This window comes from Sutterella wadsworthensis 2_1_59BFAA (assembly GCF_000297775.1).
GTDB classification, from domain to species: domain Bacteria; phylum Pseudomonadota; class Gammaproteobacteria; order Burkholderiales; family Burkholderiaceae_F; genus Sutterella; species Sutterella wadsworthensis_A.
Genome location: NZ_JH815513.1, coordinates 308,556 through 325,603, shown reverse-complemented (window position 1 = coordinate 325,603; position 17,048 = coordinate 308,556). Strand labels below are relative to the sequence as shown.

14 protein-coding genes and 6 tRNA genes are annotated in these 17,048 nt (G+C 62.6%); 14 read left to right on the top strand and 6 right to left on the bottom strand.

Going from position 1 to position 17,048, the window contains the following annotated elements; all coding sequences use genetic code 11:
- Window positions 1-227 precede the first annotated feature (227 nt).
- From HMPREF9465_RS01525 to HMPREF9465_RS01510, 4 genes are all read right to left on the bottom strand, one after another.
- A tRNA-Leu gene (locus HMPREF9465_RS01525) sits at window positions 228-315 on the bottom strand.
- An 88-nt stretch (window positions 316-403) separates the two neighbouring features.
- Window positions 404-479 (bottom strand) — tRNA-Gly (locus tag HMPREF9465_RS01520).
- 7 nt (window positions 480-486) lie between these two features.
- Window positions 487-560 (bottom strand) — tRNA-Cys (locus HMPREF9465_RS01515).
- Between the two features lie 4 nt (window positions 561-564).
- A tRNA-Gly gene (locus HMPREF9465_RS01510) sits at window positions 565-640 on the bottom strand.
- Window positions 641-784: 144 nt separating this feature from the next.
- Here HMPREF9465_RS01510 and HMPREF9465_RS01505 point away from each other — a divergent pair.
- Window positions 785-1,126: a porin gene (locus tag HMPREF9465_RS01505; protein WP_005433407.1), complete on the top strand. Its 342-nt coding sequence runs from the start codon at window positions 785-787 to the stop codon at window positions 1,124-1,126.
- Here HMPREF9465_RS01505 and HMPREF9465_RS01500 read toward each other — a convergent pair.
- Both HMPREF9465_RS01500 and HMPREF9465_RS01495 read right to left on the bottom strand, forming a co-directional pair.
- Window positions 1,087-1,509, bottom strand: coding sequence for a hypothetical protein (locus HMPREF9465_RS01500; protein WP_005433406.1), 423 nt, complete (start codon window positions 1,507-1,509; stop codon window positions 1,087-1,089). The two genes, HMPREF9465_RS01505 and HMPREF9465_RS01500, sit on opposite strands and share 40 nt — an antisense overlap.
- 50 nt (window positions 1,510-1,559) lie before the next feature.
- Window positions 1,560-1,895, bottom strand: a complete 336-nt coding sequence (locus HMPREF9465_RS01495) for a hypothetical protein (protein ID WP_005433404.1) — start codon at window positions 1,893-1,895, stop codon at window positions 1,560-1,562.
- Between the two features lie 445 nt (window positions 1,896-2,340).
- Here HMPREF9465_RS01495 and HMPREF9465_RS12130 point away from each other — a divergent pair, with 445 nt between their 5' ends.
- The 13 genes from HMPREF9465_RS12130 (at window position 2,341) to lepA (ending at window position 16,986) form a co-directional block, all read left to right on the top strand.
- Window positions 2,341-5,910 (top strand): DEAD/DEAH box helicase, encoded by a 3,570-nt coding sequence (locus tag HMPREF9465_RS12130; protein WP_005433402.1) that lies wholly within the window; start codon window positions 2,341-2,343, stop codon window positions 5,908-5,910.
- Window positions 5,911-6,018: 108 nt separating this feature from the next.
- A tRNA-Gly gene (locus HMPREF9465_RS01485) sits at window positions 6,019-6,094 on the top strand.
- A gap of 37 nt (window positions 6,095-6,131) precedes the next feature.
- Window positions 6,132-6,207 (top strand) — tRNA-Gly (locus HMPREF9465_RS01480).
- A gap of 317 nt (window positions 6,208-6,524) precedes the next feature.
- Entirely contained in the window at window positions 6,525-6,707 is a 183-nt protein-coding gene (gene rpmF / locus HMPREF9465_RS01475) for a 50S ribosomal protein L32 (RefSeq protein WP_005433400.1), read from the top strand.
- A gap of 356 nt (window positions 6,708-7,063) precedes the next feature.
- Window positions 7,064-8,230 (top strand): M20 metallopeptidase family protein, encoded by a 1,167-nt coding sequence (locus HMPREF9465_RS01470; protein ID WP_005433398.1) that lies wholly within the window; start codon window positions 7,064-7,066, stop codon window positions 8,228-8,230.
- Between the two features lie 73 nt (window positions 8,231-8,303).
- The gene (locus tag HMPREF9465_RS01465; RefSeq protein ID WP_005433396.1) at window positions 8,304-8,705 is read left to right on the top strand and encodes a rhodanese-like domain-containing protein; all 402 of its coding nucleotides are present in this window, start codon (window positions 8,304-8,306) and stop codon (window positions 8,703-8,705) included.
- A 111-nt stretch (window positions 8,706-8,816) separates the two neighbouring features.
- Complete coding sequence (locus HMPREF9465_RS01460) at window positions 8,817-9,797, top strand: beta-ketoacyl-ACP synthase III (protein WP_005433395.1); 981 nt, start codon at window positions 8,817-8,819, stop codon at window positions 9,795-9,797.
- A gap of 114 nt (window positions 9,798-9,911) precedes the next feature.
- A complete protein-coding gene (gene fabD / locus HMPREF9465_RS01455) occupies window positions 9,912-10,841 on the top strand; it encodes an ACP S-malonyltransferase (protein WP_005433386.1) in 930 nt (309 codons plus the stop codon).
- Between the two features lie 17 nt (window positions 10,842-10,858).
- A complete protein-coding gene (gene fabG, locus HMPREF9465_RS01450; protein ID WP_005433385.1) occupies window positions 10,859-11,620 on the top strand; it encodes a 3-oxoacyl-ACP reductase FabG in 762 nt (253 codons plus the stop codon).
- A gap of 163 nt (window positions 11,621-11,783) precedes the next feature.
- On the top strand, window positions 11,784-12,023 hold the full coding sequence (gene acpP, locus HMPREF9465_RS01445; RefSeq protein ID WP_005433384.1) for an acyl carrier protein: 240 nt from the start codon (window positions 11,784-11,786) through the stop codon (window positions 12,021-12,023).
- 185 nt (window positions 12,024-12,208) lie between these two features.
- The gene (gene fabF / locus HMPREF9465_RS01440; RefSeq protein WP_005433383.1) at window positions 12,209-13,447 is read left to right on the top strand and encodes a beta-ketoacyl-ACP synthase II; all 1,239 of its coding nucleotides are present in this window, start codon (window positions 12,209-12,211) and stop codon (window positions 13,445-13,447) included.
- A gap of 158 nt (window positions 13,448-13,605) precedes the next feature.
- Entirely contained in the window at window positions 13,606-14,886 is a 1,281-nt protein-coding gene (locus HMPREF9465_RS01435) for an amidohydrolase (protein ID WP_005433382.1), read from the top strand.
- A 306-nt stretch (window positions 14,887-15,192) separates the two neighbouring features.
- Window positions 15,193-16,986, top strand: a complete 1,794-nt coding sequence (gene lepA, locus HMPREF9465_RS01430; RefSeq protein ID WP_005433381.1) for a translation elongation factor 4 — start codon at window positions 15,193-15,195, stop codon at window positions 16,984-16,986.
- Window positions 16,987-17,048 lie beyond the last annotated feature (62 nt).

The window sequence follows — 17,048 nt, the reverse complement described above, 5'->3', positions numbered from 1 at the left end:
TCGAGAGATTTGAAAAGTTGCCCTACAATATTGGTCATAGCGCTCATCCTTTTTTCGCGGTTCTTCTCTAGTAACTTGAATCTGCCTGAAATTTGGAGTGAGCGCTACTTTTTTTTCCTTGGAGGGAGCCGACCAGACTTTTTCTTAAAAGTCAAGGCCGCGTTCCACGGACTTCCGAGATGAACCGAAAAAAGGCCCCGCGGGTGTCCGCGGGGCCTGATGTCTGATGGTGCCGGAAACGGGGGTCGAACCCGTACGCAATTTTGTTGCGGCGGATTTTAAGTCCGCTACGTCTACCAATTCCGTCATTCCGGCACCGAAGCCGATGCTTCGGACGCTCTCTGGATTTCGGAGCGTACAAACGAAAAAAAGGAAGCCTGCCGCTTCCTTTTTTCTTGAATTCTGGAGCGGGAGACGAGTCTCGAACTCGCGACCTCAACCTTGGCAAGGTTGCGCTCTACCAACTGAGCTACTCCCGCAGATGTCTGGAGGCGCGAGGCGGAATCGAACCGCCGTGAACGGATTTGCAATCCGGTGCATAGCCACTTTGCTATCGCGCCATCCTGGAGCGGGAGACGAGTCTCGAACTCGCGACCTCAACCTTGGCAAGGTTGCGCTCTACCAACTGAGCTACTCCCGCATCTGAGAAGTCGTATTTTACATAGGTTTTTGGAAATGTCAAGAATTCCTCAAAAAAAAATCAAGACCTAAAACCATTCCGCCCCTCGGACCTCCGAAGGCTCTCCTCATTCACCCTTCAGCAGACTTCGTCAAAGACAACATCATGCGGTTTGGAAAAACGGCCGCTGCCCTTGCGTCGCTCCTCGCCGCAGGCACCTGTGCCGCTGCAGGCGTCAAGGTCTACGGCGCCATCGACACCGGCCTCACCTACAAGCACGTCGCCGAGAGCGGCGGCAACAGCCTGGAAATGACTTCGGGCAACTTCGACGGTTCCCGCCTCGGCCTCAAGTGCTCCGAAGACCTGGGCAACGGCCTCTCCGTCGGCTTCATTCTTGAAAACGGCTCCAGCTCCGACAGCGGCGCGCTCGGCAAGGACAGCTCGATCTTCAACCGCGAGTCGCAGATCTATCTCAAGACCCGCTTCGGCACGTCGCGGTTGGCATAGAGAATCTGACCGTAGAACCAATTGGCCGTCATCTCGGGGAACGTGCGGGTGCAAAGCGATGCCTTCTGAGCGGCACGCGCCGTCTTGAAGGCGGCCGCCGGATCGTTTTCCATAACCAGCTGCCGCATGGCCGTGAGAATCATCCGGGGCCAGTCATCGTGCATGGTGCCCACGTAGGCCCAAGGGCTTTCGGAAAGCCAGAAGCCGTTGCGAAGAGAATAAAGCCTATTGATGGTTGACCTCGGCGTGCACGCCTGAATCAAGCCGAGTTGCTTGGCCGGCAATTCGACCGAAAAGATCCCGGTCGCCGTCAAGTCGAAGCTCTTCTTTGCGAGCCACTCAGCCCACTCATTCATCACCTCATCGGGCAGGATGACGAACATGGGCCGGAACTTCGGATCCTCCAACCAAGCCTTGATCGTCTTCTTGAAGCTTAAGGGCCGTCCGGCTCGTCCATCAGCTTCCGAATCCCGGCGGTCTGATCTTCGACGGACTTGCCGTTCTTGAGGTCCGCACAGGCAGTGAAAATGCCGAACATGACATCAACAACATGAATGGCATTGCGATTGACCCTGGCGTACCTCTCGCCGCGCCTTTGGACTTCGGCCTTGAAAATCTCGTACGGATAACGATCGCCCATCTCCCAAAAGAAGTCTTCCGTGGGTAGGATGTCGAAGACCTTGTTGTAGCGCGAAATCAACTCCATCCAGCCTGCCTTCTTCCAGTCGTTGAGCAGCTTTTTGACCCTCTCCTTCGTAATCTCGCGCAACTCGACTTGGCGTCCGTAGTCAATGGTGTCGAACCAGCTGTAGGAAAAAACAGTCGAGAAGCAGTTGTTCTTCGGGATGCGTGATGGTTGGCGCGGGGCGGTTCTCCTGATGGGTTCTTACGGCCAATGTTCGGGCTTCATGCAGCCTAGGTTCGCGCAGATGCTTTCGGCTCGGATGCTGTCGGCGCAGGCGCGCTCTTGACTATGCGGAAGTCTACCCTCAAGAAGGGCAGATCCAGACGATTGACGTACCGTTTTAGAGAAATTCACGAAGACCGTCTGCTGAAAGTTGTCGAGCCGCACCATGTCTTCCTTCGAAAGCTCAAGGCCGAAGACATTGATGGGGAGATCTACAAAAGTTGAGAGGCGGCTTCGGTCGTGGAGGAGATGTATTTCAGCTCGACTTGGTAGACTGAAACTTTTGAGGACATGAGGGAGCTCAGGCATGGCCAGACGCGTACAGTTCGGCACGACATGGTGGGGAAAGCAGTGGATCGACGCACTCACGCATTTGGATTATGAGAACAGGCTGCCCCGTGGGCGCACCTACTACAACACGGGGCGCATCGACGACATGCAGTTCAACCCCGCGAAGCTCAGGGTCGAGGCGATTGCGCATGGCAGCGCCTACTCGCCCTACGAGGTTGCGATTGACTTGAAGCCCCTGCCGTCCGAGGACGTCACGAGGCTCGTCGATGCTGTTGCCGAGAGGCCCGCGCTGCTTGCGAAGCTTCTCGAGGGCGAGCTCGACCCCGAGGTCGGCGAGATTGCAGCGGAGCTCGGCATCAGCCTCTTCCCGCAGTCGTGGAGGGAGTTCCGCATGTCCTGCTCGTGTCCCGACGATGCGGTTCCCTGCAAGCATATTGCGGGTGTCTACTACGGAATGGTGAAGACGATAGACGCGGACCCGATGTGGGTCTTCCACTTCAGGGGCGTTGATCTGCCCGGACTTCTGCGCGATCGCGGTATCGATCTTGACAAGTCCGTCTCGCTGTTCGAGCCGGATCCTCTTGTCTGGCTTGCGCTCGCCGATCCCAAGGGGGAGGCAGAAGAGGGGGACGGCGAAGCGCTCCCTCTGCTCGAGGAAATTGAGGGCGGATATCTCAAGCGCCTCGCGTCGCTTCTGCCCGCATCGGTCGAGGGCGGGAAGGCGCTTTCACGCTACCGCTATGAAAAGCTCGTCGCCCCCGTGATGAGCAGGTCCCGTTCCCACGAAGGTCAGGGGCATGACGTTGACGAGCTCTGGAACAAGTTCCAGTCCGCCTTCTCAGGTGGACGCGTGCTGCCGGAACTTCTCTGGGCGGACGGTCGCTTCATGATGTCGCTTCGCATACCGCGCGGCCGCAGTCTCGATGCGTCGATGATGGACCGGGGCCGCCTCATCATCTCGCTCTCCGAGCTCGACGGGCGCACGCCTGCGTCCGCCCCCGGTCTCGAACCCTGGAGCCGAGTCGCGAAGGCCGCCGTCATGCTCCTGAGGCAGGGGGCTGCGGTCCCCGTGCTCGTGCACCTCAAGACGGAAGGTCGCGACAAGGTGGCGGCGATGTGGATGCCTGCGATGCAGGCGGTTGGCGTGCGCAGGTTCGTCGAGGAGACGGGCGCGATTCTCTCGAAGGATGTTCTCGGCATATTCAAGAAGAGCGGGTGCCCGCTCGCACAATCCACGCGGACCGGCAGGCTCTTTACGCTTCTCTCCGTGCTGATGACCGAATATGTCGAATTCTCGGCGCGCGTGCCTTCGACCTTTGCGGGCGATCCGCTTTACGCCCTGATGGCCAGGCCCCTGAGCTCGGCGCTCGATTACGGCATCGCCCAAGCCGACATTACGCTCGTGCGCAAGTTCCTCAAGCCGTTCTCGCTCGCCTTCATGCAGCTCTCCTGGGTTCCCGTCATGACGGTCCGCACTGCGAAGAACGGCAACGTGACGGTTAATCTCGGCGTCCTTCCCCGCAACGCCGGTCCCAAGGCGCGTCCCGTGCTCTACAGGGACGTGCTCAAGGAGGAGAAGTTCGAGGCCGACCGTCTGGCGATCCTTTCCGTCTTCGAATCCCTCGCCGTCTACTGCAACGAGCTCAGGGCAGTGCTCGACTCAAAGGGCAAGCCAGCGACGCTCCCGAAGGACGGACTGCGCGACTTTCTCTTTGACGCCGTGCCTTCGCTCGAGTTGCTCGGCGCCCGCGTCATGCTCCCCAAGAGCCTCAGCAATCTCCTCAAGCCGAAGCTGTCCGTCTCCATGTCGGGCAGCACGGGCAAGGGTATGATCACGAAGGAGTCCGTGGGAAGCTTTGACTGGAAGGTGTCTTTGGGAGAGCGGGCGCTCACCAAGGAGGAGTTCGAGGCTCTCATGGCTCACGTGGGAGAGGTCATTCCCTTCAACGACGAGTTCGTGTATCTCGATCCCGAAGTGCTCAGAAAGATGAAGGCGAAGGTCGACTTCATGGAGAGCGCGGGATATCTCGACATGATGAAGGCCGTCTATACGGGCGAACTCGACGACGGCACGGCCGTCTCGGTTCCCGACGACCTGATTGAGCGCACCCGTGAGTTCGGGCGCGTGGATTCGATTCCGCTGCCTTCGGGCCTCAACGCGGTGCTGCGCCCCTATCAGGAAAGAGGCTATTCGTGGCTCATGAGAAACCTGATGCTCGGACTCGGCGCCCTCATTGCCGACGACATGGGCCTCGGGAAGACGCTGCAGGTCATCACGACGCTTCTAGCCATGAAGGAGCGAGGCGAGTTTGCGAAGGAAAAGGCGATCGCGATCGTGCCCGCCACCCTGATGACAAACTGGATGCGTGAGATCGAGCGCTTCGCGCCCGGCCTCACTGCATCCGTCTACCACGGCTCGGCCAGGCAGCTTGCGCCCGTCGAGGAGCGGCCCGACGTGACGATCACGACCTACGGCACCTTCAAGCGCGATGCGGCGGTCCTTGGGGCCGAGACTTGGAGGCTGATGGTGCTCGACGAGGCGCAGGCCGTCAAGAACACGGGCTCCGGCATCACGCAGGCGGTTCGTGACTTCCCCGCCAGACAGGTGATCGCCATGAGCGGGACGCCCGTGGAGAACAGGCTGATGGAGTACTGGTCGCTCCTGTCGATCGTGCAGCCCGGCATCCTCGGCACCCAGGACGAATTCATGAAGTCCTTCGCCAAGCCCATCGAGACGGACAGGAACGAGCGTGCGCTCGAGGCCTTCCGCCTGGTGACCGCTCCCTTCATGCTCAGGCGCCTCAAGACCGACAAGTCGATCATCTCGGATCTGCCCGACAGGGTGGTCTGCGACCGCTACGTCGATCTCACGCCCGAGCAGGCCGCACTCTACAAGACGACGCTCGACTACTGGATGAAGAAGCTTGAGGGGCTCGGACAGGAGGACGGCATGAAGAGGTCGAGCATGCTGCTGAGCCTCATCACGGCCCTCAAGCAGATCTGCAACTCCCCGTCCCTTTATGAAAAGAGGCACCCGCGGCTTCCCGACAGCGGCAAGGCCGACTCGCTCTTCGAGCTTGTCGAGGAGTGCAGGGAGAACGGGCGCAAGATGCTCGTCTTCACGCAGTACGCCGAGATGGGCGAGAGGTTGCAGGACTGGTTCGAGAAGGCGACGGGCGTCAGGCCCGACTTCCTCCATGGTGGCGTCTCCATCGCGAAGCGCGCCGAGATGGTAGACCGCTTCCAGAACGATCCCGCGGACGCCCTTCTCATCATCTCGCTCAAGGCGGGCGGCACGGGCCTCAACCTGACGGCGGCCTCCGTCGTCGTGCACTACGACCTGTGGTGGAACCCCGCCGTCGAGAATCAGGCGACCGACCGCGCCTTCCGCATCGGCCAGTGCAGGGATGTGCTCGTCTACCGCTTCCTCTGCGCGGGGACCTTCGAGGAACGCATCAACGACATGCTCGAGCGCAAGCGTGAGCTCGCCGACCTGACGGTTTCGACAGGCGAAGGCTGGGTGGGCGATCTGAGTACGGACGAGCTAAAGGCGCTCTTCCGCCTCGAATCGCCTGAAAACGCCTGAAAAAGGATCTTCGAATACCGTGTTTATGGTATTTTTCGTTTTTTTTGGAAGAGTGCTCTTGCCAATCCCGAAAAACTGTGTAAAATTCAAATCCTTCGCAGGACGAATGCGGGAGTAGCTCAGTTGGTAGAGCGCAACCTTGCCAAGGTTGAGGTCGCGAGTTCGAGACTCGTCTCCCGCTCCATTATCTCTTTGAGAGGGTGTGGGTTCTGTCAAAAAATGCGGGAGTAGCTCAGTTGGTAGAGCGCAACCTTGCCAAGGTTGAGGTCGCGAGTTCGAGACTCGTCTCCCGCTCCAGGTTTCAGAGGAAAGGGGAAGCGTGATGCCTCCCCTTTTTTCATGCGCATCCGAAACGCAAATCAAAAAAAATGCGTTAGACAGATGCCAACCTTCGGCGAATTTGGTAAAATTCGCCACTTTCCACGATGGGATACGGTTTCGACTGAACTGCCGCCACGGGTGGTTGGTTGTGCCGGCCCCTTCAAACGGTTGATTGCCAACGGTTTGAAAGCGTCCCGACGCGGAGATTTTTCCGGAAGGCTGCAGGTTAGTTATCGAGTGCCGTCCTGCAGACCACTCGTAATGTCACTCGTTTTGTATACGTGGGGTTTGCCATGGCTGTTCAGCAGAACAAGAAATCCACCAACAAGCGCGGTAATCATCGTGCTCACGACTTTTTGACCAACCCGCCCACCGCGATCGAAGCTACGACCGGTGAAGTGCATCGCCGTCACCACATCAGCCCGACCGGTTTCTACCGCGGCAAGAAGGTGATTGCGACGAAGGCTGACGAATAATTAACGTCTGCCGGTCTTTTCGACAAAGAAGCTTCCTTCCGAAGCCGTTGGCAGCGCCATGCCGTCCGGCAAGTCTTTGCGCGCAGGATGCAACGCGCGAACCCCACGGTGAGTGACAGATCAAGCTGACTCGCGTGAAGGTTTCAAGGATTAGGCTCCACTGCAGCTTGCATCGGAAGACGTTGAAAAGATCGTCGAAGTCATAGAAAGAGGGATCCGTCAAGACGGGTCCCTTTTTTTTTGTCCCTTGCCCCCATACGGCTCCGTCGCACCGATGCGTCCATGGCGTATGATCGCCTCATGCGCGGGCCGACGAGAGGCCCGTGACTCCAGATACGCACGAAAGGACACGCAACATGGACCTCGCATCGATTGTTCGCAGCAAGGCGGACTTCCTGATCGGCATGCGCCGCCGCATTCACGCTCATCCCGAGCTGAGCGGCCGCGAGTTTGAAACCGCAGCCCTCGTTCGGGAGGAGCTCACGAAGGCGGGCATCGAATGGAGGCCCTGCGGGCTTCAAACGGGCACGCTTGCCGAGATCCAGGCCGCGAAGCCCGGCAGGACCGTTCTTCTTCGTGCCGACATGGATGCGCTTCCCGTCACAGAGACGACGGGAGCCTCTTTCGCAAGCTGCAATCCCGGCGTCATGCACGCCTGCGGACACGACTGCCACACGGCGATGCTGCTCACCGCCGCACTCGTGTTGCAGGAGACGCGGGAGGAATGGGGCGGCGTTGTCAGGCTCGCCTTCCAGCCTGCAGAGGAGTCGGGTGAGGGCGCACTCTCCATGATCGCCCAAGGGGCGCTCGAGGGCGTTTACGCCTGCTTCGCGATGCACGTCTGGTCGGACGTCCCCGCAGGACGGATCGGTCTCATTTCTGGTCCCTGCATGGCGGGCACCGACAGGTTCGAGATAGACGTCAAGGGCGTGGGCGGTCATGCCGCGCAGCCCGAGCACTGCGTGGACGCGCTGGTGGCGGGCGCCGCGATCGTCGACGGACTGCAGACCCTCGTGAGTCGCGAGGTTTCGCCCGTCGACACGGCTGTCGTGACGATCGGCACGTTCAATTCAGGCACCCGCTGGAACGTGATTGCGGGCGAGGCCAGACTCACGGGTACCGTCAGGACGCTGAGGCCTGAGACCGCAGCGCGCATGCCCGAGGCCGTTGGTCGCATTGCCGCAACGATCGCCGCCTCCCGTCGCGCCGAGGCCGTCGTGCGCTATGAGCAGAAGGCGCTTCCCACGGTGAACGATCCCGCCGTGACGCAGGTTGCCCGCGGGGCCGCCCTCAAGGTGCTCGGCCCCGACGCCCTCTACGAGATAGGACCCTCGATGGTAGGCGAGGACTTCTGTCACTTTGCGGCAGGCGCGCCAGGCTGCATGGGGCTTCTCGGCGTGAGGAACGAGGCTTGCGGCGCCGTCTACGGACAGCACCACTCGTCCTACACGGTCGACGAGAACGCACTTTCGGGCGGCGTCGCCATGTACGTGCAGACTGCCATCGACCTTGCGGCCCGCTGAGGGGCAAGGCGCCTCCTGTGCGCAGGGAGGTAGAATTGATGCTTCCATTGAGGTAATTCCGAGGAGACGTCCCATGACCATGATGAACCGCCGCAGCCTGCTCGCTGCAGGCTGTGCAGCCGCCGCACTTTCCTGCGCTCCTGCCGCTCTGCTTGCCGCGGCTCCCGCCTACCAGGTGATCCGTCCCGAGGAGGCCCGCAGGATGATGGAGCGCGGAGGCGTCGTGGTGCTCGACGTCCGTACGCCCGAGGAGTTTGCCACGGGGCACATCAAGGGCGCCGTCAACGTGCCCGTCGATGCGATCCGCCCGGGCATGCGCCTGCCGTTCTCGCCCAATCCCGACACGCCCGTCCTCATTTACTGCCGCACGGGCCGCAGGGCCGAATATGCGGGCGAGGCGCTTGTAGCCTCGGGCTACCGCCACGTCTACAACTTCCTCGGGGTCACGCAGTGGCCCTATGAGCTCGTCCGCTAAGTCCTGCGGGCGTTTTGCGTCTTATTACAAATGCCGGGGGAGCGCACCGCGTGCGCTCCCCTTTCTTCGTTATGATTTCGGGGTTTTCACGAATAGAGAAGGAAAGCCTCCATGTACTCACGCGTTTTAGGCACGGGCAGTGCGCTTCCGAAGCGCATCGTCACCAACGGGGAATTTGCGGCCATGCTCGCCCGCGACGGCATTGAGACGAGCGACGAGTGGATTCGCACGCGCACCGGCATCGAGAGCCGCCATTTCGCCGACGAGGCCGAGGGCGAGACGACGTCGTCTCTGGCCGTGGCCGCCGCCCGCAGGGCGCTTGAGGCCGCGAACGTCGAGACCTCCGAAATCGACCTGATCATCGTGGCCACCACGACGCCCGACATGGTGTTTCCGTCCGTCGCCTGCCGCGTGCAGGCTGCGCTCGGCGCCAGGGGATGCGCGGCCTTCGACGTGCAGGCGGTCTGTGCGGGCTTCATCTATGCGCTCAACGCCGCCGACGCCATGCTGCGCGCTGGTCCCTACCGCGCCGCGATCGTGATCGGCGCCGAGGTGATGTCCCGAGTGCTCGACATGAAGGACCGCTCCACCTGCGTGCTCTTCGGCGACGGCGCGGGCGCTGTCGTGCTCAAGGCCTCGTCCGATCCCGGCATTCTCGCCGCCCGCATGTACGCTGACGGCGACTACGGCGAAAAGGTGCTGAGCCTCACGGCCTCCCTCAACCACGGCGTCATCTCGGGCGATCCATACATCCGCATGGACGGTCGTCAGGTCTTCCGTCTTGCCGTCGAGGGCCTTGTCGGCAGCGCGCGTGAAGTGGCTGACCTCGCCTGCGTGCATACCGAGGACGTCGCGCTCTTCGTGCCGCACCAGGCCAACCTCAGGATCATGACGATGGTGGCGGCCAAGCTCGGCATTCCCGAGGAGAGGATGGTGAGGACCGTTGCCGAGCACGGCAACACGTCGGCCGCGAGCGTGCCGCTTGCGCTCGACCGCGCCGTGCGCGCGGGCATGGTGAAGCCCGGCGAGCTCGTCCTGCTTCAGGGCGTCGGCGCCGGCATGGCCTGGGGGTCGGCGCTCATCCGCTGGTAAGCGGGGCTCAAAAGCCCGAAAACCCCGCCAACACGGGAGGGGAAATCCTGTTTTCGGTCGATCCCCCACCTGCTAAACTCCTACCGATTCAATTCAACCCATAGGACCAGTTCCATGCGCATTGCATTCGTGTTTCCCGGCCAGGGCAGCCAGAGCGTCGGTATGCTGTCGGGCTTTGCCGACAACGAGACCGTCGCCGGCGTGATGGCCCGCGCCGACGAGGCGCTCGGCTTTTCGCTCACCGGCCTCATTGCCGAAGGCCCCGCCGAAACGCTTTCGCTCACGGTCAATACCCAGCCTGCGATGCTCGCCTCGTCGGTCGCCTTCTATGAAGCGTGGCTCGCCGCCGGCGGCCGCACGCCTGAAATGATGGCGGGCCATTCGCTCGGCGAATATTCGGCTCTTTGCGCCGCAGGCGCGATGTCCCTTGAGACGGCCGTGCGTCTCGTGCGCTTCCGCGCCGAGGCCATGCAGAGCGCCGTGCCCGTCGGCGTCGGCGGCATGGCCGCCGTCATCGGTCTTGCCGACGACGACGTCGAGGCCGCCGTCGCCGAGGCCCGCGAGACGGGCCGCGTCGAGGCCGTCAACTTCAACGCGCCCGGTCAGGTCGTGATCGCTGGTGAAAAGGCCGCCGTCGCACGCGCCATCGAGTGCGCCAAGGCCCTCGGCTGCCGCCGCGCCATCGAGCTGCCCGTGTCCGCACCCTTCCACTCGAGCCTTATGCAGCCCGCCGCCGACAAGCTTGCGGCCCGTCTGGTCGAGACCGAGATTCAGGTGCCCGCCATTCCCGTCATCGCCAACATCGACGTCGAGGTGCACGAGACGCCCGACGCCATCCGCGAGGCGCTCGCCCGCCAGGCTGCGGGCGCGGTCCAGTGGGTGCGCACGATCGAGCGCATGAAGGCCGCCGGCATCACCGACATCGTCGAGTGCGGTCCCGGCAAGGTCCTCACGGGCCTGCTTCGCCGCACTGCGCCTGAAATCAACGGTCACAACATCTTCGACGCCGCCTCGCTCGCCGCGGTGCTCGAAAAGCTGAACTGATATTTGGAGAAAGACATATGACGACGTTTTCCGCCAATGCGCTCGAGGGCCGCGTCGCGCTCGTGACCGGCACGAGCCGAGGCATCGGCGCTGCCATTCTTGAAGCCTTCGTGAAGGCCGGCGCCACCGTGGTCGGCACGGCCACGAGCGAAGCCGGCGCCGAACGCATCACGGCCCGCATCGCCGAACTCGGCGGCAAGGGCCGCGGCATCGTGCTCAACGTCTGCGACGGTGAGGCCTCCGCCAAGGCCGTGGTCGACACGGTCGCCGAATTCGGCCGCATCGACGTTCTCGTCAACAACGCTGGCATCACCCGCGACACGCTCGTGATGCGCATGAAGGACGACGCCTGGAACGACGTCGTCGAGACCGACCTCACCGCCGCCTTCCGTCTCGCCCGCGCCTGCGTGCGCCCGATGATGAAGCAGCGCTCCGGCCGCATCATCTCCATCACATCCGTCGTGGGCGCCATGGGCAACGCCGGCCAGGTCAACTATGCCGCCGCCAAGGCAGGCCTCATGGGCATGACCAAGGCCCTCGCCCGCGAGATCGGCTCTCGCGGCATCACGGTCAACTGCGTCGCTCCGGGCTTCATCGACACGGACATGACGGCCGGTCTTCCCGAAGAGCACAAGGCCGCGCTCCTCGCCCAGATCCCGCTCGGCCGCCTCGGCGACGCTCAGGAGATCGCCGACGCCTGCCTCTTCCTCGCAAGCGATGCGGGCGCCTACGTGACGGGTACGACCCTGCACGTCAACGGCGGCATGTTCATGGGCTGACGCCCTTTCTGCCGGGCATGAGGCGCTCCGGAGGGTGCCTCCCTTCACACAAAGCGCCTCTTGCTTGGTAAAATATCCAATCACCTAAACCCCGAAGGGAGTTGTCCCTTCACTTTTTCCCCGCGCCTGCGGGGTCCTACCCCATTAAAGCGGAGTTAAAGAAATGGAAGATATCGAACTGAAGGTTAAGAAGATTGTTGCTGAACAGCTCGGCATCAAGGAAGAGGACATCAAGAACGAGTCCTCCTTCATCGAAGACCTCGGCGCCGACAGCCTCACGACGGTTGAAATGTCCCTCGCCCTCGAAGACGCCTTCGGCATCGAAATTCCGGACACGGAACAGGAAAACCTCCGTACCGTCCAGCAGGCCATCGACTACGTCAAGTCTGCCGTCAACAAGTAATTTCGCCTCGAGAGAACTCGATGTGAACGGCGTCCTCAGGGGCGCCCGAATTGTGGGATCCGCCTCCGCGGGTCCCACAGTTGTTTTAAGGGGAAGGCAGATAACGCCGACCCGCTAGTCCCTAAGGCCGAAAGTCGTATCAGATTGTTCGGCTTCCCAGAACACCCACAGCAAGGAATACCACCATGATGAACCGTCGTGTTGTCGTTACCGGTCTCGGTATGGTTTCGCCGATCGGCAACGACGTCGCCTCGAGCTGGCAGGCCGCCCTCGAAGGCAAGTCCGGCATCGACCGCATCACCGCTTTCGACGCCTCCGCCTTCGGCTGCCAGATCGCCGGCGAAGTGAAGGACTTCGATGCGGGCAAGTACCTCGGCGTCAAGGAAGTGCGCCGCTTCGACCGCTTCGTTCACTTCGGCGTCTCCGCCGGCATCATGGCGCTTGAAGACTCCGGCCTCGAGATCACCGACGAGTTCGCGCCCGAATGCGGCTGCGCCATCGGCTCGGGCATCGGCGGCCTTCCGCTCATCTGCACGAACAACGAGGCCTGCAACGAGCGCGGTCCCCGCCGCATCTCGCCCTTCCTCATTCCGGGCTGCATCATCAACATGACCTCGGGCCAGCTCGCGATCATGAAGAATCTCAAGGGCCCGAACATCGCCCACGTGACCGCCTGCTCGACGGGCCTTCACGCCATCGGCGAGGCCATGCACATCATCGCCCGCGGCGACGCGACCGTGATGGTGGCGGGCGGCTGCGAGTCCACGATTCATCCCGTGGGTGTCGGCGGCTTCGACAACATGCATGCGCTCTCCCGTCGCAACGACGATCCGAAGACCGCCTCCCGTCCCTTCGACAAGGACCGCGACGGATTCGTGATGGGCGAAGGCGCGGGCGTCCTCGTTCTCGAGGAGCTTGAGCACGCCCGCGCCCGCGGCGCCCACATCTACGCCGAAATCGTCGGCTACGGCCTCTCGGGCGACGCCTTCCACATCACGACCCCGTCGACCGACGGTCCTGCCCGCTGCATGCGCATGGCGCTCCGCCACGCCGGCATCGCACCCGAGGACATCCAGTACCTCAACGCGCACGGCACGTCCACGAACGTCGGCGACGTCAACGAAGTGAAGGCCATCAAGGAAGTCTTCGGCGAACACGCCGGGAAGCTCGTCGTCAACTCCACGAAGTCCATGACGGGCCACCTTCTCGGCGGCGCCGGCGGCGTCGAGTCCGTCTTCACGATCAAGGCGCTCGAGGAGCAGGTCTCGCCCCCGACGATCAACGTCTTCGAGCAGGATCCCGAATGCGACATCGACTGCTGCCCCAACGAGGCCCGCAGGATGGAGATCAACTACGCCATGAAGAACTCCTTCGGCTTCGGCGGCACGAACTCCACGGTGATCTACAAGCGTTGGACTGAATAAGGCGGCTTGTTCCTGCGCAGTCCGCAGGACCATCCGCATGCGCAAAAAGGCACTCTCCTCACGTTGAGGCGGGTGCCTTTTTTATGCCACTCCTCCCGCGGTCTCAAAAGAGGAGGAAAATGTCTGCATGACATTCTTTCCAATCAAAGGAGAACGACATGCAGGACTGCGCCAGGTACGTCGAGGAGATGACGAGGCTTCGCCGTGAAATCCACCGCCGCCCCGAAGAGGGCTGGACCGAATTCGAGACCCAGTGGAAGGTCTTCCGTGCGCTTGAGGCGCTCGGCTGGACGATCCGCATGGGTCTGGACGTGATCAGGCCCGAGGCCGTCATGGGCCGCAATGCGGAGCTCGTCGAGAAGGCGATGGTCCGTGCGGCCGAACACGGCGTGCCCGAATCCTTCCTCAAGGCCACGGGCGGCTACACGGGGCTCACGGCCGACTTTGACACGGGCTGCGAAGGCCCCGTCACGGGCTTTCGCTTCGACATGGACTGCGTGCTCGTCGAGGAGCTTCACGACGCCTCGCACCTGCCCGCGGCCGAAGGGTTCGACTCCGAGATCCCGGGCCACATGCACGCCTGCGGCCATGACGCCCATACGGCGACGGGCGTGACGCTCGCGCACTGGATCACGGACCACAAGGACGAGCTCAAGGGGCGCTTCCGCCTCATCTTCCAGCCCGCCGAAGAAGGAACGCGCGGCGCGGCGCCCATGGCCGCCGCAGGTGTCGTGGACGATCTCAACTGGTTCTTCGGCGCCCATGTGGGCTGCAACTGCAGGATCGGCGAGGCGTCCGTCGTGAAGAAGGGCTTTCTGGCCACGACCAAGATCGACATCGAGTTCACGGGCGTGCCCTCGCATGCGGGTTCGGATCCCGAAAAGGGCAGGAGCGCGCTCATGGCCGCAGCGGCCGCCGCCGTGATGATGCAGGGCATTCCGCGCCACGGCGAGGGCGACACGCGCATCGCCGTCGGCAGGCTCGTGGCGGGCGAGGGCAGGAACGTCACGCCCGTGCACGCCGTCATGCAGTGCGAGACCCGCGGCTCGACGCAGGAGATCAACGAATACATGTTCGAGAGCGTCAGGCGCATCGTCGAGGGCTGCGCCGCCTCCTACGGCGTCGAATGCCGCGTGACGAAGGCGGGCGAAGCCACGAACTTCGAGGCGACGCCTGCCGCCTGCGACCTGGCGGTCGAGGCCTGCGTGGAGGTGTTCGGGGGCGATCACGTGACCAGTCTTGAAACTGTGGGCGGCAGCGAGGACTGCTCGATTCTTGCGCGCCGCGCCATCGAGCACGGCGCCGAGGCGACCTTCCTCTTCTACGGCTGCAACCATCACGGCCATCATCGCGCCGACTTCGAGATCCAGGACACGCAGAGCCTGCCCGCCGCACTTGCCGTGCTCTCGGGCATCTGCCGCCGCACCAACGGCCTCTGATCCCGATATCCGATCACGGGATCTCCGCTTGCGGGCGGCTCCCGTCCGGCGCCGCGAGGCTTCCCGCACGTCCTTCGTGCAGGAACCCGCGGCGCTTCCTTATTGGCAAAGCGGACGGCATTCGCCCGAATCCGCTGCGGTGCAAAAGATTCGGGGAAATTCAATGTGTAATGGCGCCTGAATGGTACAATAATAGGTCCTAGAAAGGCCCGATGACGGCCATGTTTTGCAAGAGCCGCCCGTTCCCGTCGAGCATTGCGCTCCGGCCGGCGGCCCGTACAAATTCCGACCCATTCAGTCTCTTCAATGCAGAAAATCCGCAACTTCTCGATCATCGCCCACATTGACCACGGCAAGTCGACGCTCGCCGACCGCCTGATCCAGCGCTGCGGCGGTCTTTCCGACCGCGAAATGAGCGCCCAGGTGCTCGACAGCATGGACCTCGAGCGTGAACGCGGCATCACGATCAAGGCGCAGACCGCCTCCCTCAAGTACAAGGCCAAGGACGGCGAGGTCTACGAACTCAACCTCATCGACACTCCGGGGCACGTCGACTTCTCCTATGAAGTGAGCCGTTCGCTCTCCGCGTGCGAAGGCGCGCTGCTCGTCGTCGACGCTACGCAGGGCGTCGAGGCCCAGACGGTTGCGAACTGCTACACCGCCATCGACCTCGGCGTGACCGTGCTCCCCGTCCTCAACAAGATGGACCTTCAGAGCGCGAACCCCGATGCGGCCGCCGAGGAAATCGAGGACGTGATCGGCATCGACGCGACGGACGCGATTCCCTGCTCGGCCAAGACCGGCATGGGCATCGACGACATCCTTGAGCGCGTCGTACGCGACGTTCCGCCTCCGAAGGGCGATCCGGACGCCAAGCTCCAGGCCCTCGTCATCGACTCCTGGTTCGACAACTACGTCGGCGTGGTGATGCTCGTGCGCGTCGTCAACGGCACGCTCCGTCCGAAGGACAAGATCCGCCTGATGGCCACCGGCGCCAATCATCTCGTCGAGCAGCTCGGCGTCTTCACGCCGAAGTCCCAGAGCCGCACCTCGCTCTCCGCGGGTGAAGTGGGCTTCGTGATTGCCGGCATCAAGGAGCTCAAGGACGCTCGCGTGGGCGACACTGTGACGAGCGCCCAGAATCCTGCCGACGAGGCCGTGCCCGGCTTCAAGGAAGTGAAGCCGCAGGTGTTCGCGGGCCTCTATCCCGTCGAGTCCAACCAGTACGATGCGCTTCGCGACGCCCTCACGAAGCTCCAGCTCAACGACGCCGCGCTCCAGTTCGAGCCCGAAGTCTCTCAGGCGCTCGGCTTCGGCTTCCGCGCCGGCTTCCTCGGCCTCCTGCACATGGACATCGTCCAGGAGCGCCTTGAACGCGAATACAACATGGACCTCATCACGACGGCCCCGTCCGTGGTGTACGAGGTTCTGCAGACGGACGGCACGGTGGTGCACGTCGAGAACCCGTCCAAGCTCCCGCCCGTCGACAAGATCGACGAGATCCGCGAGCCGATCGACACGGTCACGATCTTCGTACCCGACGAATACGTGGGCGCCGTCATGAAGCTCTGCCAGGACAAGCGCGGCATCCAGACGAACCTTGCCTACCACGGCCGCCAGGTGCACCTCACCTACGAGCTGCCGCTCGCCGAGATCGTGCTCGACTTCTTCGACCGCATGAAGTCGATGACCCGCGGCTATGCCTCGATGGACTACGAGTTCAAGGAATACCGCGCCTCCGACGTGGTGCGCGTGGACATGCTGATCAACGGCGACCGCGTGGACGCCCTGAGCTCCATCCTTCACCGCAGCAACGCGATCTTCCGGGGCCGCGAAATCGCACAGCGCCTGCGCTCGCTGATTCCGCGCCAGATGTACGAGGTCTCGATTCAGGCCGCCATCGGCGCGAACATCATCGCCCGAGAGAACGTCAAGGCCCTGCGCAAGAACGTGCTCGCCAAGTGCTACGGCGGCGACATTACGCGAAAGCGCAAGCTCCTTGAAAAGCAGAAGGCCGGCAAGAAGCGCATGAAGCAGGTGGGCTCGGTGGAGATTCCGCAGGAAGCCTTCCTTGCAATCCTTCAGCAGGACGAACAGTAATCCCGCCGCAAAGCGGAGGTTCGACGACGGACCTCCGCTTCGCCGCATGAACGAAACGGAAG